Source organism: Bacillus sp. Leaf49, assembly GCF_001426125.1.
Classification (GTDB): domain Bacteria; phylum Bacillota; class Bacilli; order Bacillales; family Bacillaceae; genus Bacillus; species Bacillus altitudinis.
The window spans coordinates 345,757-367,697 of the sequence record NZ_LMRK01000020.1 but is presented as its reverse complement, the minus strand read 5'-3'; the positions used below and the strand labels follow the sequence as shown (position 1 = coordinate 367,697).

21 protein-coding genes and 1 riboswitch are annotated in these 21,941 nt (G+C 40.6%); of the genes, 19 read left to right on the top strand and 2 right to left on the bottom strand.

The window, feature by feature from the left end; translation table 11 throughout:
* The first annotated feature begins 1 nt into the window (after position 1).
* The 7 genes from resB to ASG46_RS11620 all read left to right on the top strand — a co-directional run bounded on the left by resB (position 2) and on the right by ASG46_RS11620 (position 8,172).
* Positions 2–1,681 carry a cytochrome c biogenesis protein ResB gene (gene resB / locus ASG46_RS11650; RefSeq protein WP_056704685.1) on the top strand — a complete coding sequence of 560 codons (1,680 nt, stop codon included), beginning with the start codon at positions 2–4 and terminating at the stop codon, positions 1,679–1,681.
* Positions 1,665–2,843: a c-type cytochrome biogenesis protein CcsB gene (ccsB, locus tag ASG46_RS11645; RefSeq protein ID WP_019743082.1), complete on the top strand. Its 1,179-nt coding sequence runs from the start codon at positions 1,665–1,667 to the stop codon at positions 2,841–2,843. Before resB ends, ccsB begins: the two co-directional genes overlap by 17 nt.
* Before the next feature lie 86 nt (positions 2,844–2,929).
* Complete coding sequence (locus ASG46_RS11640) at positions 2,930–3,652, top strand: response regulator transcription factor (RefSeq protein ID WP_003215596.1); 723 nt, start codon at positions 2,930–2,932, stop codon at positions 3,650–3,652.
* Positions 3,649–5,430 (top strand): ATP-binding protein, encoded by a 1,782-nt coding sequence (locus tag ASG46_RS11635; protein WP_056704683.1) that lies wholly within the window; start codon positions 3,649–3,651, stop codon positions 5,428–5,430. Before ASG46_RS11640 ends, ASG46_RS11635 begins: the two co-directional genes overlap by 4 nt.
* Positions 5,431–5,632: 202 nt before the next feature.
* Positions 5,633–6,193: an RNA polymerase sigma factor SigX gene (gene sigX, locus ASG46_RS11630; RefSeq protein ID WP_007501006.1), complete on the top strand. Its 561-nt coding sequence runs from the start codon at positions 5,633–5,635 to the stop codon at positions 6,191–6,193.
* Positions 6,153–7,259: a hypothetical protein gene (locus tag ASG46_RS11625; RefSeq protein ID WP_035702882.1), complete on the top strand. Its 1,107-nt coding sequence runs from the start codon at positions 6,153–6,155 to the stop codon at positions 7,257–7,259. Before sigX ends, ASG46_RS11625 begins: the two co-directional genes overlap by 41 nt.
* A gap of 265 nt (positions 7,260–7,524) precedes the next feature.
* Positions 7,525–8,172, top strand: a complete 648-nt coding sequence (locus ASG46_RS11620) for a M23 family metallopeptidase (RefSeq protein WP_056704681.1) — start codon at positions 7,525–7,527, stop codon at positions 8,170–8,172.
* A 32-nt stretch (positions 8,173–8,204) separates the two neighbouring features.
* Here the strand turns inward: ASG46_RS11620 and serA are convergent, their stop codons facing one another.
* Positions 8,205–9,779 carry a phosphoglycerate dehydrogenase gene (gene serA, locus ASG46_RS11615; RefSeq protein WP_008344488.1) on the bottom strand — a complete coding sequence of 525 codons (1,575 nt, stop codon included), beginning with the start codon at positions 9,777–9,779 and terminating at the stop codon, positions 8,205–8,207.
* A gap of 287 nt (positions 9,780–10,066) precedes the next feature.
* Positions 10,067–10,199: riboswitch (FMN riboswitch) on the top strand.
* 149 nt (positions 10,200–10,348) lie between these two features.
* On the opposite strand from serA, the gene ASG46_RS11610 reads away from it, so the two are divergent.
* On the top strand, positions 10,349–10,930 hold the full coding sequence (locus ASG46_RS11610) for an ECF transporter S component (protein ID WP_008344490.1): 582 nt from the start codon (positions 10,349–10,351) through the stop codon (positions 10,928–10,930).
* Between the two features lie 34 nt (positions 10,931–10,964).
* Here ASG46_RS11610 and ASG46_RS11605 read toward each other — a convergent pair whose 3' ends face one another.
* Positions 10,965–11,213, bottom strand: coding sequence for a ferredoxin (locus ASG46_RS11605; RefSeq protein WP_008344492.1), 249 nt, complete (start codon positions 11,211–11,213; stop codon positions 10,965–10,967).
* Between the two features lie 268 nt (positions 11,214–11,481).
* Between ASG46_RS11605 and ASG46_RS11600 the strand changes: the two genes are divergently transcribed.
* From ASG46_RS11600 to sleB, 11 genes are all read left to right on the top strand, one after another.
* Positions 11,482–12,534: a helix-turn-helix domain-containing protein gene (locus ASG46_RS11600; RefSeq protein WP_056704678.1), complete on the top strand. Its 1,053-nt coding sequence runs from the start codon at positions 11,482–11,484 to the stop codon at positions 12,532–12,534.
* The gene (locus ASG46_RS11595; RefSeq protein ID WP_056704676.1) at positions 12,527–14,035 is read left to right on the top strand and encodes a RecQ family ATP-dependent DNA helicase; all 1,509 of its coding nucleotides are present in this window, start codon (positions 12,527–12,529) and stop codon (positions 14,033–14,035) included. The genes ASG46_RS11600 and ASG46_RS11595 overlap by 8 nt, the downstream gene beginning before the upstream one ends.
* Complete coding sequence (locus tag ASG46_RS11590; protein ID WP_017359770.1) at positions 14,032–14,673, top strand: CPBP family intramembrane glutamic endopeptidase; 642 nt, start codon at positions 14,032–14,034, stop codon at positions 14,671–14,673. Before ASG46_RS11595 ends, ASG46_RS11590 begins: the two co-directional genes overlap by 4 nt.
* A complete protein-coding gene (locus ASG46_RS11585) occupies positions 14,618–15,382 on the top strand; it encodes a LysM peptidoglycan-binding domain-containing protein (protein ID WP_056704674.1) in 765 nt (254 codons plus the stop codon). Before ASG46_RS11590 ends, ASG46_RS11585 begins: the two co-directional genes overlap by 56 nt.
* 64 nt (positions 15,383–15,446) lie before the next feature.
* The gene (locus tag ASG46_RS11580) at positions 15,447–15,899 is read left to right on the top strand and encodes a DUF2663 family protein (RefSeq protein WP_007500988.1); all 453 of its coding nucleotides are present in this window, start codon (positions 15,447–15,449) and stop codon (positions 15,897–15,899) included.
* An 87-nt stretch (positions 15,900–15,986) separates the two neighbouring features.
* On the top strand, positions 15,987–16,775 hold the full coding sequence (locus ASG46_RS11575; protein WP_017367513.1) for a metallophosphoesterase: 789 nt from the start codon (positions 15,987–15,989) through the stop codon (positions 16,773–16,775).
* A gap of 164 nt (positions 16,776–16,939) precedes the next feature.
* Positions 16,940–17,518: a genetic competence negative regulator gene (locus ASG46_RS11570; protein WP_007500984.1), complete on the top strand. Its 579-nt coding sequence runs from the start codon at positions 16,940–16,942 to the stop codon at positions 17,516–17,518.
* Positions 17,519–17,714: 196 nt separating this feature from the next.
* Positions 17,715–18,989 carry a Glu/Leu/Phe/Val family dehydrogenase gene (locus ASG46_RS11565; RefSeq protein WP_007500982.1) on the top strand — a complete coding sequence of 425 codons (1,275 nt, stop codon included), beginning with the start codon at positions 17,715–17,717 and terminating at the stop codon, positions 18,987–18,989.
* 124 nt (positions 18,990–19,113) lie between these two features.
* Entirely contained in the window at positions 19,114–20,085 is a 972-nt protein-coding gene (locus ASG46_RS11560) for a YpdA family putative bacillithiol disulfide reductase (protein WP_024718498.1), read from the top strand.
* 155 nt (positions 20,086–20,240) lie between these two features.
* Positions 20,241–20,897 carry a glutamic-type intramembrane protease PrsW gene (gene prsW, locus ASG46_RS11555; protein ID WP_008344507.1) on the top strand — a complete coding sequence of 219 codons (657 nt, stop codon included), beginning with the start codon at positions 20,241–20,243 and terminating at the stop codon, positions 20,895–20,897.
* Between the two features lie 132 nt (positions 20,898–21,029).
* Positions 21,030–21,941 carry a spore cortex-lytic enzyme gene (sleB, locus tag ASG46_RS11550; RefSeq protein ID WP_035391637.1) on the top strand — a complete coding sequence of 304 codons (912 nt, stop codon included), beginning with the start codon at positions 21,030–21,032 and terminating at the stop codon, positions 21,939–21,941.

Below are 21,941 nucleotides of genomic sequence, written 5' to 3'. Positions count from 1 at the left end.
AATGAAAGAGGTAAAGTGCGAGTGTGGACATATTAATCCAATCGGTACTGTTCTATGTGAATCATGCGGGAATCCCATTGCAGCAAAAGAGAAAAATTCATCAAAGCTGCTTGATATGAGATATGACGGCAGTGCAAGACGCTCGCAAACATACAACAAAACGATTGTTGATAAAGTATGGAACTTTTTTTCTTCCGTAAAAGTGGGTGTGTGGCTCATTGTCATCACACTGTTAGCTTCTTCGCTAGGAACTATTTTTCCGCAGGAGCGGTTTATTCCGCCAGGTGCATCAGCTTCCACTTATTATGAGGAGCAGTATGGGTCGTTTGGCAAGTTATATTACATCCTTGGATTCCATGATCTTTATAATTCTTGGTGGTTTTTAGCCCTTGTCGCATCTATCGGAATTTCCCTTGTGATTTGCAGCCTTGATCGAGTGATTCCACTTTATCGCGCACTCAAAAATCAAGGGGTTGTCAAAAAAGAAGGTTTTATGAGAAGGCAGCGTCTTTTCAGCGAAACAAATCAAACATTAGATCAACATACATATGAAGGCATCGTTAGTAAAATGAAACAAAAGCGTTACCGCGTAAGAGAAGAAGATGGACATATTTTAGCTGAAAAAGGCCGCTTTTCCCGCTGGGGACCTTACGTCAATCATATTGGATTAATTATATTTCTCATTGGATCCATGCTCCGGTTTGTCCCAGGAATGTACGTGGATGAAACATTATGGGTAAGAGAAGGCGAAACGGCACCAATCCCAGGGACGGGAGGCCAATACTTCTTAAAGAATAATGCGTTTTCAATTGATCGCTATGAATCTGAAAAAGAAAAAGAAGTCTTTGAAAATGCGATTGAAAAGGCTGGCGATGGTCAAGTCGTCAAAAGTTATAAAACCGATGCCGTTTTATACAAACGTGAAGGGGAAGTTGTTTTTGGTGAAAAGCCCAAGCTGAAGCAGGTAACAGAACACGATATTAAAGTGAATGAACCGCTTAAGTTTGACAATTTCTCATTATATCAAGTGGATTTTAAACAAAATGAACTCGATCAAATGGTCTTTCAGCTGATTCGAAAAGATACTGAGAAATCTTTCGGAACAGTGAAGATTAATCTGCTGGAGCCTAAGTCAGAATATGATCTTGGTAGCGGTTACAAAGTCAAGGTGATGAGTTATTTGCCTGATTTTTATTTTGACGAAGATGGCACACCTAGTACGAAAACGAGGAATCCGAATAATCCTGCGTTCGTATTTGAAATGATCTCTCCTGAAAAACCAAAAGGTGAAAAAAGCTTTGTCGCAATTCAAGAGACAGTAGAGGGTTCTGATAACAATCTTTATAAAATGAAATTTGACCGGGTTGAAACAAAAAACGTGACAGGTTTAACGGTTCGAAAAGACTTAACACTCTGGGTACTTATTGTTGGCGGAATGATCTTTATGATTGGTGTCGTACAAGGGATGTACTGGCAGCATAGAAGAATCTGGCTATCGGCAAAGGATGGAAAAGTATTTGTGGCAGGACATACAAACAAAAACTGGTTCGGCTTAAAGTCTGATCTTAAGGTGTTACTGCACGACAGTGGCATCAAACAGCCAGTGGATCAAAAAGAACTGCCTGATACAACAAGTATCAGCAAAAGCAAGGGGGAAGGGTTAGATGGCGGCAGTCAGTGAAAACCTGTTATTTGCAGCTTTTCTATTTTATTTAGCGGCAGTTCCTTTTTTTGGAGGGGCCATTAAAGGAAAAAAGAAAGAAGAGGGTCCGCGCAAAAATAAGGCGGCACTTATCGGCATAACGCTCACCATCATTGGTTTTTTGAGTCAATTTGGCTATTTTATTTCAAGGTGGATCGCGTCTGGTCACGCACCAGTCAGTAATCTGTTTGAATTCACCACAGCCTTTGGCATGATGCTGGTGCTCGCATTTATTATTTTATATTTTGTCTATCAAGTGTCTGTGCTAGGTTTATTCACACTTCCAATCGCTTTATTAATCATTGCTTATGCAAGCATGTTTCCATCGGATATTTCACCGCTGATTCCTTCGCTTCAAAGTAATTGGCTATATATTCACGTCACGACAGCAGCGCTTGGTCAAGCCATTTTGGCGATCAGTTTTGTGGCAGGTGTGATTTTTCTTTTGAAGCATGTCGATCAAACAAAACCGGGGAAGAAAACCTTTGGCTTAGAGCTGGTCATGTTTATGATTGTGGTCACCCTTGCATTTATCGCTGTCACGTCCATCTTTAGAATGACAGGGTATGAAGCGAAATTTAATTGGGTAGATAAAAATAAAGAAGAGAGCGTCATGGTCTATGAGCTGCCTGCCTTAGTAGGACCTCATAAAGGAGAGCTTATCACAAAAGATCGTTTAGAGCCTGTGGTTGATCTGCCGCCTGTTTTTTCAGGTAGAAAGGTGAATACAGTGCTGTGGTCATTTGGCGTTGGGCTGATTATTTATGGATTGCTGAGATTGATCATTCGCAAACGTCTAAGTGCGCTGCTTCAGCCGCTCGTAAGACAAGTGAATCTCGATTTAGTCGATGAAATTGGGTACAGGGCTGTTTCCATAGGATTCCCTGTATTTGCGTTAGGCGGTCTTATTTTTGCGATGATCTGGGCACAAATTGCATGGACGAGATTCTGGGGATGGGACCCGAAGGAAGTATGGGCTTTAATTACATTTTTATTTTACGCCGCCTATCTCCACCTTCGGTTATCACGAGGCTGGCATGGTGAAAAGTCCGCTTGGCTTGCTGTAATCGGATTTGCGATCATTATGTTTAACCTTATCTTTGTCAACCTAGTGATTGCGGGGCTTCATTCTTACGCGTAATCGCATGAAAAAGGCCAACTTTTATGATTCGATTCGGCTTTTTGTTAAAATGTATGTAACAACGGAGAAAGCAGGAGGATTGTCTAATGGAACACACAACTCAAACGAAAATATTAGTCGTCGATGACGAGGCAAGAATTCGCCGCCTTTTAAAAATGTATTTAGAACGGGAAAATTATGAAATTGATGAAGCGGAAAATGGGGATGAAGCCATTCAAAAAGGACTTCAAACCGATTATGACCTCATTTTGCTTGATTTAATGATGCCTGGGACAGATGGGATTGAAGTGTGTAATCAAATCCGAGATAAAAAAGCCACACCAATTATTATGCTGACAGCAAAAGGTGAGGAAGCTAACCGTGTGCAAGGCTTTGAGGCAGGAACGGATGATTATATCGTTAAACCTTTCAGCCCGCGTGAAGTGGTTCTTCGTGTGAAAGCACTGCTAAGAAGATCGTCGCAAACGTCATACCTTAATACTGGAACAACCACAAAAGATGTTCTCGTGTTTTCTCATCTATCCATTGATCATGATGCACACCGGGTCACAGCAGATGGAAAAGAAGTCAGCCTCACGCCGAAGGAATACGAACTTTTGTACTTCTTGGCAAAAACGCCGGATAAGGTCTATGACAGGGAAAAGCTTCTCAAAGAAGTGTGGCAGTATGAATTCTTTGGGGATCTGAGAACAGTGGATACCCACGTCAAAAGGCTTCGCGAAAAACTAAATAAAGTGTCACCAGAAGCAGCGAAAAAAATCGTGACAGTATGGGGTGTCGGGTACAAATTTGAGGTCGGCGCTGAATGAAGCTGTGGAAAAGTGTCGTAGGAAAGCTATGGTTAACCATTCTTTTCCTCGTGCTCATTGTTTTATCGATTTTAACTGTGCTTCTTTTAGAGTTCATTGAGAATTACCATGTGGAAGAAGCAAAGTCTGATTTAACACAAATGGCCAACAAAGTAGCAGTCATTTTAGAAAGCCATGAGGATCAATCACTAGCAAGATCGATTACATCAGAACTAGCTGATAAATTGACAAGTATCGCGATTGTTCAAGAGGATGGACTAGAATGGTATTCGTCTGAAAAAGGCGGGAAGCTTCCTGCGATCACAAAAGAACAAATTGAAGCAGACAAAGATTTGAACAAAGCACTGACACAACGAAAAAAAATCAGTAAACGAGCTGAATCTGATACAGGCAATCAGAAGGATGAGCGCATTGTAGTAGGTGTTCCTTACGAGGCGAACGGAAAGAAAGGGATGGTCTTTCTTTCTCAATCCCTCCTCGCTGTAGAGCAGACAACAAAACATACGACGCGTTATATCTTCCTCGCAGCCGGAATTGCGATTGTGCTGACGACAATTTTCGCTTTCTTCTTATCCACTCGTGTCACCTACCCTCTCAGAAAGATGAGAGAGGGAGCACAAGATTTGGCGAAAGGGAAATTTGATACAAAGATTCCTATTTTAACGCAAGATGAAATTGGGGAACTGGCGATCGCCTTTAATCAAATGGGTAAGCAGCTTAAATTTCATATAACCGCTTTAAATCAAGAAAAAGAACATTTGTCCAACATTCTGAGCAGTATGGCAGACGGTGTCATCACGATCAATATTGATGGAACGATCCTCATGACAAATCCTCCTGCAGAAAGATTCTTGCAGGCTTGGTATTACGAGCAAAATATGAAGATCAAAGATGGGGATGAACTGCCGCCAGAAGCGCGTGAATTGTTTCATACTGCCGTCAGTACGGAAAAAGAGCAAATGATCGAAGTCACGCTGCAAGGGCGTACTTGGGTTCTTCTCATGTCTCCGCTTTATAACCAGCAAGATGTCAGAGGGGCGGTTGCGGTGCTTCGCGATATGACAGAAGAGAGAAGACTGGATAAGCTAAGAAAAGACTTCATTGCAAATGTCAGTCATGAACTCCGTACACCTATTGCTATGCTGCAGGGCTATAGTGAAGCGATTGTCGATGACATTGCCGGATCAGAAGAGGAAAAGAAAGAGATTGCCCAAATTATCTATGACGAATCACTTCGAATGGGGCGTCTTGTGAATGATCTTCTCGATCTCGCACGTATGGAAGCTGGTCATATTACACTGAATCTTGAATCAATTGATACAGAAGAGCTGACTGAAAAAATCTACCGTAAATTCCTTGGAATTGCGAAAGAAAAACAAATCAACCTGACGTATGAAATTCAAGTAGAAGAACCGTATTTTGTATTTGATCCAGATAAAATAGAACAGGTTTTTACAAATCTCATCGATAATGCCATTCGTCATACACCAGAAGGCGGAGAAGTTCACTTCTCAGTTCAATCGGTGGAAAATGGGCTCAAGATGGATGTGAAAGATTCGGGAAGCGGCATTCCTGAAGAGGATCTCCCGTTTATTTTTGAACGGTTCTATAAAGCAGATAAAGCAAGAACAAGAGGACGTTCCGGTACGGGGCTGGGTCTTGCGATTGTGAAAAACATCGTAGAAGCACATCAAGGCTCCATTCATGCACATAGTAAAGCTGGAACAGGTACTCACTTCACTTTCTATATTCCGAAAAAAAAGCAGGAACTCGTCTAATCTTGACGAAGAATCTTGTTACATGAGAAACACTTCTTTTCGAAAGAAAATGAAGTGTTTTTTCTATTTTCATATTTTTAAGGAGAAGTTAAACTAAAAGCCCTTTCCAAATTGTCGATCTTGTAATATATTTGTCATAAAGTTGTAATGTAACGTTTTGTGAGAGTCACTCGACAAAAATAAGTGAACGGAGGGGTTTCCTATGCATGAAACCTTTCAAAAAATATATGATTCGTACCATCAAGATTTGTACCAATTTTTATTTTATATGGTAAAAGATAAAAATCAGGCAGAGGATCTCGTGCAGGAGGTTTACATTCGGGTACTTCACTCATATAAAACTTTTGAAGGAAGAAGCAGCGAGAAAACATGGCTGTTTTCAATTGCAAGGCATGTGGCAATTGACTGGTTTCGCAAACAGCAAACCATCAGACAACGGGTGCTCGGCACGTTTGATTGGGATAAACAGGATGTAAAAGATCCAGACCTGCTCCCAGATGAATTGGCTGTACAGGATGAAAATATCAAAGAAATTTATGCCGCACTTGATCATTGCACCATTGATCAACGAGCCGTCATCATTTTAAGGTTTATCCAAGGCTACTCAATCATGGAGACGGCCAAGGCGCTAAAGTTCTCGGAAAGCAAAGTCAAAACAACGCAGCACCGAGGCCTGAAAGTGCTCCGAAAACATATGGAGCTTTTGAAGGAGGAGCTAGTGAATGAAAACGAACAGGTCCAATTGGAGCGAAGAACGAATTAAAGTATTACTCAGTCAGCTTCCAAAGGTGGAGGACAACCGTTCATCTAAGCAGATTTACCAGCAAATGCTGATGGCAAGCGGGAAGAAAAAGAAAAGTGCCAGATGGATCGGTCCAGCGGTCGCAACCGTTGTGGTCTTATTTATGGCGTTTTTGATTTCTCCTCATTTATTTCAGCCGGCTGCTCAAGATATAAAGAAATTGAAAATGGATTCGAGTGCTGAAAAAGGACAGGTGAACGCTACATTAGAGGCGGTAAAAAACACAAATGATCCTTCACATGTTGCTTACGCATCTGACAAAGAAAAGTATATGACGATTTCATACATAGATGAATCCACTTCTCAAGTTGTCCCAATCAGTATTCAAAAAGAAAATAAGCATGATAATGTGCAGGCGCTTCTTGATACATATGAAAAATTGGAGCTGCCTGAAATGACAAAACCTCTTCAAGCTTATATGGATATGGTGGATGTGAGTGAAAAAGGGGATACACTGATTTTTCAGCTGAAAAATGATTTGTCTCTTGATACATTAAAAGAAGCCAACCGTTTTAAAGACATGGTCAAAGAAACGTTAAAATGGAGCCAATATAAACAAGTACAGGTCAAGTCTGTCAATGGCTCGCACCTTCAATTAGGGACGAATGGCCGTCTTGGTACCATTTCAATTAATAAACAAACAAAGCACGCTTACTACGTTTTAGAAAATAAGAGTGGGACATTTTTGGTGCCGTCAAAAGATGATTATCCTTCTTATAAAGATGCAGTAGAGGCGATGAAGCGGGCGAATGATGCAGGACTCGATCCACTCATTAAAGAAGAGCCTATTAAAAAAGTGACATCAAAAGGAAAACATGCAACCATCACGTTTGGAGCATCAGCACAATTAACGGACTCAATTGATCATATTTTACTTATTGAAGGACTGCTGCTCACAGCGAAAGATTTCGGTTTTACAGATGTCACGATACAAAATGCAGGAACAGATCAAGTAGGCCCATATGAATTAAAAGAACCGCTAGAGGTACCGGCACTGCCAAACCCAGTTGTTATCAAAGAACGCTAAAGGACGCAACTTATTGCGTTCTCAGCGTGTAGACAAACCCTCGCATTCTTTGTCAGTCCTGCGCTCCGGTGCTCGTCCTTTCTAGACTGCAAAGGTTTTCTATCACGCTGAAAAGAAGACAAAGGGCTAAAATCAAGTTCATTTTAGCCCTTTGTCAACAATCTGAGGACGCAACTTATTGCGTTCTTTTTTCATGTATAGAAAAGGGCTTCCTTGAGGTATACTAAGCTGTCATGAAAAGAACTTCAAAGAAGGGAAGTCACTGATGAAAAGGTATTGCTACATATGTGCTAGCTGTTTCTTGTTCTTGACCTTATCACCGTTTGCCCATGCAGAGAAAACAACCGAGTGGGTGGAACCAATCAAAGGTGAAGTCACTGATTTGTTTGGGACAAGAGGTGGTTCGCATAAGGGGTTAGACATTGCTGCACCAGAAGGAGAATCCATTTTGGCTGCTAGCGAAGGTGTGGTTACTCGTTCCTATGTATCTGCTACATATGGTGAAGTTGTATTTATTCGGCATCCAAATGGATATGAAACCGTCTATGCGCATTTAAATGCGCGTTTTGTAAAGAATGGTGACCATGTACAAACAGGGCAGCCGATCGGCATCATAGGCAACACAGGCGCCTCTAGGGGCACTCATTTGCATTTTGAGGTGCACAGGGGTAATTGGTCAGTTAGTAAAGAAGATGCAGTAGATCCGCTCACAATCATTGCAAGAGATCGTTTCCAAGAGCCAGCCCTCCATGTAGATGGATATGAGAAACATACATATGTCATACAACGAGGGGACACGCTCTGGTCTATTGCTAAAGCACATCAAATGACCGTTGATCAATTGAAGAAAATCAATGCACTGACAACGCATCTCATACGTACAGGTGAACGTTTAATCGTTTCAACAAAATAAACCTCATGCAAAAGCATGAGGTTTACCATTTTTTAAAGGTCAATCAGACGTACAGAAAGAATATCGCTCACTTTAGTTAACGTTTGGACAATTTCATCTTCAAGGTGCTTATCAAAAGAAAGCATCATGATGGCTTCGCCGCCTTTTTCTTTACGGCCTACTTGCATTGTCGCAATGTTCACATCGTGGTCGCCTAAAATCTTTCCAACTTGACCGATCACACCAGGTGCGTCAGTATGCTGAATATAGACAAGGTGCCCATCTGGGTAAAAGTCAATATTGAAACCATTAATAGAAACGACACGTTCACCTAGATGCGGGATATACGTTGCTTTTAATGTAAAGGTGGAAAGGTCACCTTTGACTTCAATGGAAATGCTGTTCTCATAGCCAGATTCGCTTGAAGAAATTTTCTCGCTAAAGCTAATGCCACGTTCTTTTGCCACCATACCTGCATTGACTTCATTTACAGTCGAATCGACACGCTCTTTCAAAAAGCCAGAAAGCAGACTTTTTGTAATAAATGATGTTTCGAGTTTTGCGATAGATCCTTCATATGAAATGCTGACTTCTTTTACAGGTTCTCTCATCGATTGAGAAACAAGACGTCCAAGTTTTCCTGCAAATTGATGATAAGGCTGGATTTTTTTGAACTCGTCTTTTGTCATCGCTGGTAGATTAATAGATGACATGACCGGGAGTCCTTTTGCAAATTGAAGAACTTCTTCAGAGACTTGTGCCGCCACATTTAATTGTGCTTCTTTTGTAGATGCACCAAGATGCGGAGTGGCAATGACGTTTGGATGATCCACAAGTGGATTCTCAGTAGGTGGTTCTACTTCAAATACATCGAGAGCAGCCCCTGCGACATGACCATTTTCAAGTGCTTCAAGAAGGTCTCGTTCGTCAATGATGCCGCCGCGTGCACAGTTCACTAGACGAACACCTTTTTTCGTTTTTGCGATTGTTTCTTTATTGAGAAGTCCTCTAGTTTCTTTTGTTAAAGGTGTATGTACCGTAATAATATCTGATACTTCAAGCACTTCATCAAGTGATTTTGCATTGACACCAATTTTTTCGGCACGTTCTTTTGTAAGGAAAGGGTCAAATACGTTGACGGTCATGCCAAATGCTCTTGCACGCTGGGCGATTTCACTTCCAATTCTGCCTAAGCCAACAATCCCAAGAGATTTTCCGTAAAGCTCAGCACCGACATATGCGCCTCTGTTCCATTCTTTTGATTTCACAGAAATATTCGCTTGAGGAATATGACGCATGAGAGATGAGATCATCGCAAACGTATGCTCTGCCGTTGAAATCGTATTCCCATTTGGTGCATTGATGACAATCACACCGTGTTTTGTTGCTTCATCAATGTCAATGTTGTCGACTCCCACACCAGCACGGCCAACAATTTTTAATGAAGTCATTTTTTCATAAAGTTCTTTTGTCACTTTTGTGGCACTTCTGACAAGTAAGGCATCAAACGTGTGTAATTCATCTTCTGCTTCTGTTACATTTTTTTGAACAATTTCAACAAAATCTGATTCTAATAGTGGTAAAAGACCATCATTGCTCATCTTATCTGAGACTAATACTCGAAACATCGTAAGATTTCCTCCTAAAATAAACGTCATAAATATCTGATAATTTACCATATTCCTTTTCACTGTGTCAATCAAATTAAAGCAGTAAAGCGAAAAAGAAAACACGAACATTTTTTAGTGTCTTGATCAAGAATGGACACCTTTAAACAAAAGATACCCAATTTTTACGCATTTGTCATTATAAATTTTAGGTTTTTTACGATTTCTTAAAACTGATGAAATTGCTCAGGATTTTTATCTGTACAAATGCTCATATATCATATATAATGATGTCGAATTGAATAATGATCAATCTTCGGGGCAGGGTGTAATTCCCTACCGGCGGTGATGAGGCATAGTCTCTAAGCCCGCGAGCCTTTTTTGGCAGGATTCGGTGTGATTCCGAAGCCGACAGTATAGTCTGGATGGGAGAAGATGGAGGTTCGTAAACGTTGAAAACATGTCTGTTTATACGTTTATTTGTGTAGCCTAAATTTCCCGCTCCTGTGTATGTATTCAGAGCGGTTTTTTTGTGGCTAAAATTGAACAATCCTCTTTTCGAAAGATTTGATCGAAAAGGAGAGAGAATATTGAATCAAAGTAAAGTAAAACGTTTAGTTGTCATCAGCATGCTTAGCAGTATCGCATTTGTATTAATGTTATTGAATTTTCCTTTTCCTGGGCTGCCTGGGTATTTAAAAATTGATTTTAGTGATATTCCTGCGATTATTGCAATTTTAATTTATGGGCCAGGTGCTGGGATTGCTGTTGAAGCTTTAAAGAATCTACTGCACTACCTCATTCATGGTAGCATGTCCGGTGTTCCTGTGGATCAAGTAGCGAATTTTACAGCAGGTGTACTATTCATCTTACCGGTGGCTTTTATTTTTAAAAAGATTAAATCAGCAAGAGGGTTAGCGTGGTCCATGATTCTCGGAACATTACTCATGACAGTCATGATGAGCATCTTAAACTATTTCTTGTTCCTTCCTGCTTATACATGGTTTTTGAATGCACCCGTCCTGTCAGATCATGTGCTAAAGGCAACCATTACAGCAGGGATCTTGCCTTTTAACCTGATTAAAGGAATCATCATCACCATCGTCTTTAGTTTCATTTTTGTCAAAATGCGTCCATGGTTTGAAAATAAACGCCGACTTCAAAATAGTTAATATAAAAAAAGCCCCTTTTAAAGGGGCTTTTATCCTATTCATGCTTAAGTGGATCACCATCGAAAGTTTCGTCCGCAACTTTAATTGAGTCAGTTGGGCAACCTTCAAATGCGTCAAGCATATCTTCTTCAAGTACTTCTGGAACTTCTACAGTCCCCTGATTGTCATCAAGCGTGACAAATGCAATGCCTTCATCATCATAATCATAAATGTCTGGAGCAGCTGCACCGCATGCGCCGCAAGCAATACATGTGTCTTTGTCTACAATTGTATATTTTGCCATGTTAAAAAAATACCTCCCAGATTGTTCGATGGAACAAATGGTTTAACCTTTTTAGTTTCACCGATAAAAAACCAATTTCCTCAAACCTTATTGTAATGATTTTAAATTCACATTTCAACTGTAAAGTGATTGAGAATGCTTATCACATAAGGGTTTGTTCATAACTTTCCCCCATTAATTGAGTTTAAACATTTCTTCTTCAATGAAATCTGTTAAAATAAAGGGAGAAAATATTCGAATTTTGTCAGGAAGACAGGTGCTTTGGTCAATGACGATTCATTACTTGGATGTCATGTTGATGGACAGCGTACATAAATTGAACGGCGAACGCTCCATTAGTGCTGTCTACCATCTTTTTAAAGGAAAAAAATCATCACAAACGATACAGGATGCAAGTTTGTTTCAGCTTTCTAGCTACTTCGGCTGCTATCCAGCTTTTACGAGGGATCAGTTGAACCGCTCTGTACAAAGGCTAAAAGAGCAGCACTTCATCAGAAAGACAGGGGATACATTCATCGCCACAGATGCAGGAATAAGTATGCTCAGGCAGTGTTTCACTGAAAAACCGATGCCAGTTTATTTTAATGGTGCCAAGTATCATGATAAAGCAAAGGTGTTATGGATGAGACTGTCTTTACTTGTGCAGGTCCTTTCACATCATGCAGCGGGGTCACAACACTATGTGCCGATTCAAAGAGATATATCGGTTCAAAACTGGACAAAATCCTTCTTCTCGCAATATCACCAGAAGAAAAAGCTTTCTGAAGATATCCATCATGAGCTTGAAACACTTCTTGCTCATTTAACTGATCAAGAGGCACTGCTTTTTGTGTATTCATTGACTTCCAATGAAAGAATCGGACGGACGTACCAGCAAATGGCGGAATGGATGAAAGAAGATGTATGGTATGTTTACTTGCTTTTTTGGAATGTGCTCCATTATTTTATTCAATGTGCGCAAAAAGGTGAGGCACCGATCATCCAGCGAATGATAGATGATCTTCAATTCAAACGTGTGCTGACCACCTCTACCCATAAAACGCTTGAGCTTGTACAAAAAGGATTCAGTATTGATCAAATTGCTCATATTCGTTCATTAAAAAAAGCGACAATTGAAGATCATATTGTGGAGCTCTCGATACATGAGCCGAGCTTCTCGATCGAACCATATGTCAGCAGTGAAGCTCAAAAGGCGATACATGAGGTAGCCGGTCAGCTCCAAACCAACAAGATGAAGCTGATCAAAGAAAGTCTCGAGCATTCATTTACTTATTTTCAAATACGATTGGCATTGACAAGGATGGTGAAAGCAAATGGATAAGCTTCATCAGACGCTGATGCGATACTTTGGTTATGATGCCTTCAAAACAGGTCAGGAGGACATTATTCGAAGTGTACTTCAACAAAAAGATACGGTTGCCATGCTTCCTACTGGTGGCGGGAAGTCACTTTGTTATCAAATTCCGGGCTATTTGACAGACGGGTTAGTGCTGATCATTTCACCTCTTTTATCACTCATGGAAGATCAAGTGGAACGCATGAAAATGCGCGGTGAAAAGCGAGTAGCTGCGCTTAACAGTACACTGTCTTTTCAAGAAAGAAGACATATTATTCGGCATTTGCCATCATATAAATTTTTATTTGTCGCACCTGAGGCGCTTATGTCAGAGGTATTGTTAGAGCAGCTCAAAGCGATGCATGTGGGTCTATTCGTTGTAGATGAAGCTCACTGTATATCGGAATGGGGACATGATTTCCGCCCGGAATACTCCAAGCTTGGAGAATGGAGAGAAGCGCTCGGCAATCCTGTCGCCTTAGCACTAACGGCAACTGCAACGAAACAAACCTTAAAAGATACTGTGCAAACATTGCGGCTAGAGCATCCAGATGTTCATATTCATTCAGTCAACCGGCCGAATATTGCACTATTAAAAGAGGCACATGAAACGAAAGAAGCAAAAGAGAAACGAGCACTGGAGCTTGTGGAAACCCTTCAAGGGCCTGGGCTGATTTATTGTCCGACCCGGCAAATGACAGAAGATATTTCACGTTTGGTGAAACAAAAAACGAATCAACGTGTAGAGTTTTATCATGGTGGAATGGAGTCAGGAGACCGCATGCTGATCCAGCAGCAATTTATCAGTGGTCAAATTGATCTCATTTGCTGTACAAGTGCTTTTGGAATGGGAATTGATAAAGCAAATATACGCTTTGTGATTCATATGAGTCCGCCTCAGTCAATTGAAGCATTTATGCAGGAAATTGGAAGAGCTGGACGGGACGGGAAAAATAGTGTGAGCGTTCTTTTATATACAGAAGAGGATGCGGATATTCAAAGTCATTTGATTCAAGCAGAAGGTTTTGATGATCCAGAAATTGATTTTTTCTTAGCCCGATTATCACACATGCCGATAAATGATGAAAAGAAATTACGTGAACAATTGATGGAAGCAGGGCTTCAGGAGACGCGCGCGCGAATGCTCTCGCATTATTACACGATGTACCAAACTGAACAGCCCCGTTTGCTCATGAAGAAGCTGAAAGAAAAGCTGCAGGATAGACAAACAGAAAAGCTAAAAAAAGTGTGGCAGTTTAAAGAGCATATCACTGGCCATCGCTGCTTTAGGCAATCTCTGTTATCATACTTTGATGAGCAGCTTGATCTAACGGAGGACGCTTCCTTTGGGAACTGCTGCTCTTCATGCGGACTTGACCTGTCTGATTACGAAAAAAAAGATCAACCATTGGAGCTGAATGAAATGAAACACTGGAAGACCGAGCTGGATCGTCTGTTTCACCTGACAAAAGAGGCGCAGCATTGATTGAACAACATCGCCGTATTATTGAAAAATTAACCGATCGACAAGTAGTAGAACAGTTGTATTTCACACAGCTGCTCATGCTGATTGTCTCTTTTTTACTAGGGATGTTTATGTTTGATCATTGGACTGATTTTACAGCCTTATGGCAGATCCGAGATATGCGTATCCTGACTTACGGAATTGGCGGCGCTTTGCTTGTGATTATTGTCGACGCTATTGTCATGAAGGTGTTTCCGGCTCATATGTATGATGATGGCGGATTAAATGAAAAAATGTTCAAAAACCGCAGCATTCTGCATATTGTTTGGTTAACGCTGCTCATTGCCTTTTCAGAAGAAATTTTATTTCGCGGGATCGTTCAGCAGCAATTTGGACTGGAGATTGCAAGCATTGTGTTTGCACTTCTTCACTTTCGCTATTTGTCAAAAATACTCTTGTTTATCCTTGTGGTTTCTATTAGTATTTTTTTAGGACTTTTATACGAGTGGACAGGGAATTTATTCGTTCCTGTCATGACACACTTTGTCATTGACCTAGTCTTTGCATGTCAAATTCGTTTTAAATATTGGGGGAGGGATGAACATGGAAGAAATGTCGAGAATGAAGAGAAAAAAGCAGCAGCTGACAAACATCCATGATGATGATGTAGAGAAAAATCTTGAAGAAGAAAAAGTGCATCCTTCAGATGACTCTCACTTTCCTACACGAGAAGATTTTCATGAATATAAAAAGCAGCGAACCAAAAAGGTGCGTAATCCATTGTTTACGACACTGGCTATTATCTTTCCTATTATTGTCGTCACGGTTTTCTTCCTGTTGATTTATTACACATCAAAGGAAATTAATGATAACAACAATCAAGGTGTTTATATTGATAAAACATCGAGTGCTGACACAGATCCAGTCCCGTCAGCACTTGTTGACACAAAAAATGATTCAAGCGCTGACAAAGCGGATGCGTCTGATGATGAGAAGAAAAAGAAAGATGCTGGTAAAGAAAAGCAGCGTTCAAAAGAAAAAGCAGAGCAAAAGAAAAAAGAACAAGCCGCTAAAGAGAAGGCTGAGCGTGAAAAGGCCGAAGCTGCAAAAAAGCGTGAGCAGCAACAGCTCGCTCTTCAAAAACAGCAGGAAGAAAAAAAGCGAAAAGAAGCAGAAGAGAAGAAGAAGCAGGAAGAAAAGCCTGGTCGTGTCGTGCAGCATACTGTTGGACCAGAGGAAAACTTGTATCGAATTTCCATGAAGTATTATCAAAACCGATCAGGGGAAGAGAAAATTCGAGCTTACAATCATTTAAAAGGAAATAGCGTGTACAGCGGACAAGTATTGAATATCCCATTAGAAAATTAATATTTGACATGAATGAATCGAAAAGCACATACATATGTAGAAAAAAGGGACAAGGGTGTATGTGATGACATTGCACGCAATCAGCCGCTATATGGATCAGCCGACACAGAAAATGATTGAAACATTGATCAAAAGGAAGCGCAAATACGAGGGATTTGCAAAACAATGCAAAAGGTGGCAATGGACAGCCCTTTTATCACTTGCGATTCTTCTGTTTTATTTTGTGATAACAGCTAATAGCGGGGGCTCCCTGCAGCCGGAAGCGATGATTGCCACATTGCTTGGCCATGAGGTGTTTCTGTTTTGGATCATGGCTGAAGTGTTTGCTTTTTACGCATCGTATTATTATAAGAAAAAAGAAGAAAAGGCTGAGGATGAATATCATAAGCTCAGATGTGAAATTATACAGAAAAGCACAGATTTATGGCCTCAATCAAATCAGTGGAAAGAGCGCGAGGCCGTTTTTCACTTCATGCAGACGCAATATGACATCAACCTCTATTATGAAAGTAAATAAATGAGCAAAAGACGTTTAAACAGTTGAAACGTCTTTTTTCATTCAAGCGTCCTATAAAAGAAAGCTGATACAAGGGAGTCATTCATAATGAAATATGCCATCGGATTTACTGCTGCCATAGCGGCTGTGACAACAGGTGTGTGTGTAACAGCGAAAATGGTGAAAACGGCAAAACAAAACAACATCAAAAAGCATTACTTTACAATAGAAGGACTTCAGTCAGATCGACCTGCAGTCATTTTCTTTATTTCTGATACCCATCGCCGTCTAATTAGTGATACTTTATTAGCGGAAGTAAAAGAGCAGCAGCCTGATGTCATTATGATCGGCGGGGACTTAGCTGAAAAGGGAGTCCCTTATGCTAGAGTTGAAGAAAATGTGAAACGTTTAGCAAGGATTGCCCCGGTGTATTTTGTGTGGGGGAATAACGACCATGAGCTGCATCAGCAAAAACTCAAAGACATCCTCCATACCTATCAGGTGACGACATTGCAAAATGAGACGGCTGTGTGGAATTTTGAAGGACAGCCCATTAAAATAGGCGGAATCGATGATATCCGGCTTGAAAAAGCAGATTATGAAGCGATACGGCCGGAGTTTGTCAAAGAAGACGTGAATATCCTTTTATCACACAACCCAGATGTGCATCACTTGATGAGTGAAGAAGAGGGAATTGATCTTGTTTTGAGCGGTCATACCCATGGGGGTCAAATTCGTATTGGGAAATTTGGTCCGTATGAAAAAGGAAGAACAGGCCAAGTCAAAGGTGCTTTCTTTCTGATTAGTAATGGTTACGGAACAACAAAGATTCCGATGCGTCTTGGAGCAGAACCAGAAACCCATCTGATCTATTTAATGCCGCTAAAAACGCGCTAAGTTGATGCCCCATCAATATTTTCCATAAAAGTCACCGTAAGCATAGCTTCATGCTTGTCTTCCGTCTTGACACAGTGTAAACTGAATACAAAATTAAGAACCTATGACTCATCATCTCATATACTACAGTATGATGTGTGTTAGAAGAGGCAGGAGGGAACGTTATGCGGCTAGAGCGTCTGAATTATAATAAAATCAAAATTTTTCTCACACTAGATGATCTGACAGACCGAGGTCTTACGAAAGAAGACCTTTGGAAAGATTCGTTCAAAGTTCATCAGCTGTTTAAAGACATGATGAACGAAGCGAATCAGGAGCTCGGTTTTGAAGCGAATGGACCGATTGCTGTTGAAGTATTTTCTCTTCAGGCGCAGGGGATGGTCGTCATTGTGACAAAGAGTCAGCAGGAAGATGCTGATGATGAGTTTGATGAAGATTACATTGAGATGCAAGTCAAGCTCGACGAGAGCAAGCATGTGCTCTATCAATTTGCCTCGTTTGAAGATGTGATTCAACTGTCCCATAGTTTAAGTCGTATTGGACTTTTAGGGGGTACAGTTTACCACTATGAAGGTCAATATTTTCTCAGCCTAGATGATTTCGAAGAACTGTCTGCAGATACAGTCATTTCTATTTTAGCGGAGTTCGGTTCTCCGACGACATTAACCATTCACCGGTTAAAAGAATACGGAAAAGTGATCATGCAGGAAGATGCAGTGAAAACGATTCAACTGTATTTTTAATCACTTTTTTCTATTATATTTAATACTGTTGTGATGAAACAACAGTATTTTTTTATATCCATTTTTATATTTATAAACGCTGATATTTTATTTTGATAAAAAACGCTTTTTACCTTTGCTTTACCAGTACGAAGGTGTATACTATTGCTTGAAAGGGAGCAGTAGATCATGAAAGATTTCTAGGGGGTTTATTTTAATGGCAGCCGATCAAAACGCCGCTCATAACGCAGAAGATAAGCTAGATGTTTTAAAGTCAACTCAAACCGTCATACATAAAGCGCTTGATAAATTGGGCTATCCGCAAGAAGTGTATGAATTGCTGAAGGAGCCAATTCGCCTATTAACGGTCAAAATTCCAGTACGTATGGATGATGGATCGGTGAAAATTTTCACTGGTTATCGTGCGCAGCATAATGATGCTGTCGGTCCAACAAAAGGCGGAATTCGATTCCACCCGAACGTTACTGAAAAAGAAGTAAAAGCGCTTTCAATTTGGATGAGTTTAAAATGTGGTATTGTGGATCTTCCTTATGGCGGAGGAAAAGGCGGTATTATCTGTGATCCAAGAGAAATGTCATTTAGGGAGCTTGAAAAACTAAGCCGCGGATATGTACGCGCAATTAGTCAAATCGTTGGACCAACAAAAGATGTTCCAGCACCAGATGTGTTTACAAACTCTCAAATCATGGCATGGATGATGGATGAGTATTCTAGAATTGATGAATTTAACTCGCCAGGATTTATTACAGGAAAACCAATTGTTCTTGGAGGCTCACATGGACGTGATACTGCAACGGCAAAAGGTGTAACGATCTGTATAAAAGAAGCGGCGAAGAAAAAAGGAATTGACATCAATGGGGCTCGTGTTGTCGTTCAGGGATTCGGAAATGCAGGAAGTTACTTGGCTAAATTTATGTATGATGCCGGAGCGAAAATTGTAGGAATTTCAGATGCTTACGGCGGTTTGTATGATGAAGATGGTCTCGATATTGACTACTTGCTTGACCGACGTGACAGCTTTGGAACCGTCACTAAATTATTTAATGATACAATTACAAACCAAGAGCTGCTTGAGCTAGATTGTGATATCTTAGTACCTGCAGCCATTGAAAATCAAATTACAGAAGATAATGCGGCGAACATTAAAGCCAAAATTGTCGTAGAAGCAGCAAATGGACCAACGACATTGGAAGGGACAAAAATTCTTTCAGATCGTGGTGTACTGCTTGTTCCAGACGTACTTGCAAGTGCGGGTGGAGTGACTGTTTCTTACTTTGAATGGGTTCAGAATAACCAAGGGTTCTACTGGACAGAAGAAGAAGTAGAAACTCGTTTAGAAGATATGATGGTGAAATCATTTAATAATATTTATGAAATGGCGCAAAACCGCCGTATTGATATGCGACTAGCAGCATATATGGTCGGTGTACGTAAAATGGCTGAAGCTTCTCGATTCAGAGGCTGGATTTAAGCGACTTATTTGCATCGCGCCTTAAAATCTCCTATCCTTAAATAGGAGATTTTTTTATGGAATCATGCAAAGAATCAAACAGCCCAGCAATTGTTATTGCAGTGAAACGACAGGAGTGGAACAAATGAAACAAGAAAAAGCGATCATAATAGGAGGCGGCCCGTGCGGTCTATCAGCTGCCATTGCATTCAAGCAAATTGGGATTGATGCACTTGTGATTGAAAAGGGCAATGTGGTCAACAGTATTTATCATTACCCTACACACCAAACCTTCTTCAGTACAAGTGAAAAGCTTGAGATCGGTGACGTCGCTTTTATCACTGAAAATCGGAAACCCGTTCGTATTCAGGCGCTTTCCTATTACCGAGAGGTGGTCAGGCGAAAAAGCCTTCGTGTGAATGCTTTTGAAAAGGTAAACGCTGTGACGAAAAAAGATGGCCGTTTTACGGTAAATACATCAAAAGACGACTATACATGTGACTATGTTGTGATTGCAACTGGCTACTATGATCATCCTAACTATATGAATGTAAAAGGGGAAGACCTTCCTCATGTGTATCATTATTTTAAAGAAGGACACCCCTACTTTGATAAAGATGTGACGGTGATCGGCGGGAAGAACTCTAGTGTTGATGCTGCCCTGGAACTTGTGAAATGCGGAAGCAGGGTGACGGTTTTATATAGAGGAACTGAATATTCATCCAGCATCAAACCTTGGATTTTACCAGAGTTTGAAGCGCTTGTTCGAAATGGAACCATTCGAATGGAGTTCGGTGCAGAGGTGAAGGAAATCACAGAACAGGATATTGTCTTTACAAACCAGCAGGGCCAAACGGATCGAGTGAAAAGTGATTATGTGTTTGCGATGACAGGTTATCATCCTGATCACTCATTTTTAGAAAAAATGGGTGTAACAATCGATCCAGAATCAGGTCGCCCAGCATTTGATGAACAAACAATGGAAACAAATGTAGAAGGTATTTTCATTGCAGGGGTCATTGCAGCTGGTAACAACGCCAACGAAATTTTCATTGAAAATGGAAGATTTCATGGTGGGTTAATTGCAGAAGAAATCAACAAAAGAATCAACGGGTAAAAAAAGAACTGGGTCCTTCTAAGGGATTCAGTTCTTTTTTGTGTAAATTGGGATTATATAGAAGATTATTTTTGGGAAAATGGGCTCGAGTCATATAAAAAAGGGGTGATTCGTGGTACGATAATAAAGGATAATGTAGGGAAAGAGGTCTGATTATGATCGCAATCATTTCAGCAGGTTTAGCTCCCGGCATCGCACTTTTAAGTTATTTTTATTTGAAAGATCAATACGACAATGAGCCGGTTCATATGGTCATCAGATCTTTTATGCTAGGTGTCATACTTGTGTTTCCAACCATGTTTATTCAGTATGTCCTCCAAGAGGAAAATATCGCCACGAATCCTATCGTGATTTCATTTGTGACATCGGGTTTTTTAGAAGAATCATTAAAGTGGTTTATTTTAATGGTCAGTGTCTATGCGCACGTACAGTTTGATGAACACTATGACGGGATTGTCTATGGAACAAGTGTCTCGCTTGGATTTGCGACACTTGAAAATATTCTGTACTTAGTTGGTCATGGGGTAGAGTACGCGTTTACACGTGCCTTGCTGCCTGTATCAAGCCACGCTTTATTTGGTGTGGTGATGGGGTTTTATATAGGTAAAGCTCGCTTCTCTGATAAAAAAGAGCAGCGAAAATGGCTGATTCTCTCTTTAATACTTCCTATCCTTTTTCATGGCTTATATGATTTCATTCTTCTTGGCATGAAAAATTGGGGATATATTATGTTACCGTTCATGATTTTTTTATGGTGGTTTGGTCTGCGGAAAGCCAAAAAAGCCCGTGCGGTGAAGATGGTACAAATTTAAATTGGAAAACGTCCTATACGTCTTTAGGGCGTTTTTTGTCTTTTCCATCCAATTCCCTCCTGTGATGAATGTATAAAAATAGGGATCGGAAGAAACATATATTCAAACATCAAAAGTACAGGAGGATCAAATATGGACAAAGCTCGTTTCATGAAACAAATCGTCCTTATCTTCTCAATTGTTCTGCTCGCGTCTTCATTGATGACAGCTGAAAAAAGTGAAGCTTTCACAAATCAAGTGATTCAGCGGGGAGCTACAGGAGAAGATGTCGTCGAGCTCCAGGCAAGGCTCCAATACAATGGTTTTTACAATGGAAAAATAGACGGGGTGTATGGCTGGGGAACTTACTGGGCCGTGCGCAATTTTCAAAGCCAGTTTGGTGTAAAGAAAGTCGATGGACTCGTAGGGGAAAAAACAAAAAGCCTATTAGTTCAAAAGACGAAATACTATAAAGAGTTTGTGCAACAGCAGTTGCAAAAAGGGAATCAGTTTACGCACTATGGCGGGAAACCTCTTGATCAGCAAACAAAGGCTCCTGCGCAAAGAAACACGCAAAAAAAGACAGCACAAGGTGCAAAAGAGAATCAAAAAAGTCAAAGCGGAGGAAACAGCTCGTCTGGAAACCAGTCAGGAAATGGTCAAGCAAATCAAACGCCGAAACAAACAGCAGCCAACATGCCAGGTGGTTTTTCAAGCAATGACATTCAGCTCCTTTCACAAGCTGTTTATAGTGAAGCGAGAGGTGAACCTTATGAAGGACAGGTAGCGATCGCAGCCGTCATCTTAAACCGTTTAAACAACCCGACCTTTCCAAACACGATCGCTGGTGTCATTTTTGAACCGCTTGCGTTTACTGCTGTAGCAGATGGACAATTTTATATGGCGCCAAACGAAACCGCTAAAAAGGCAGTATTTGATGCCATTAATGGCTGGGACCCATCTGAAAGCGCCGTTTATTACTTTAATCCTGATACAGCGACAAGCCCATGGATTTGGGGAAGGCCACAAATTAAACGAATCGGGAAACATATTTTCTGTGAATAA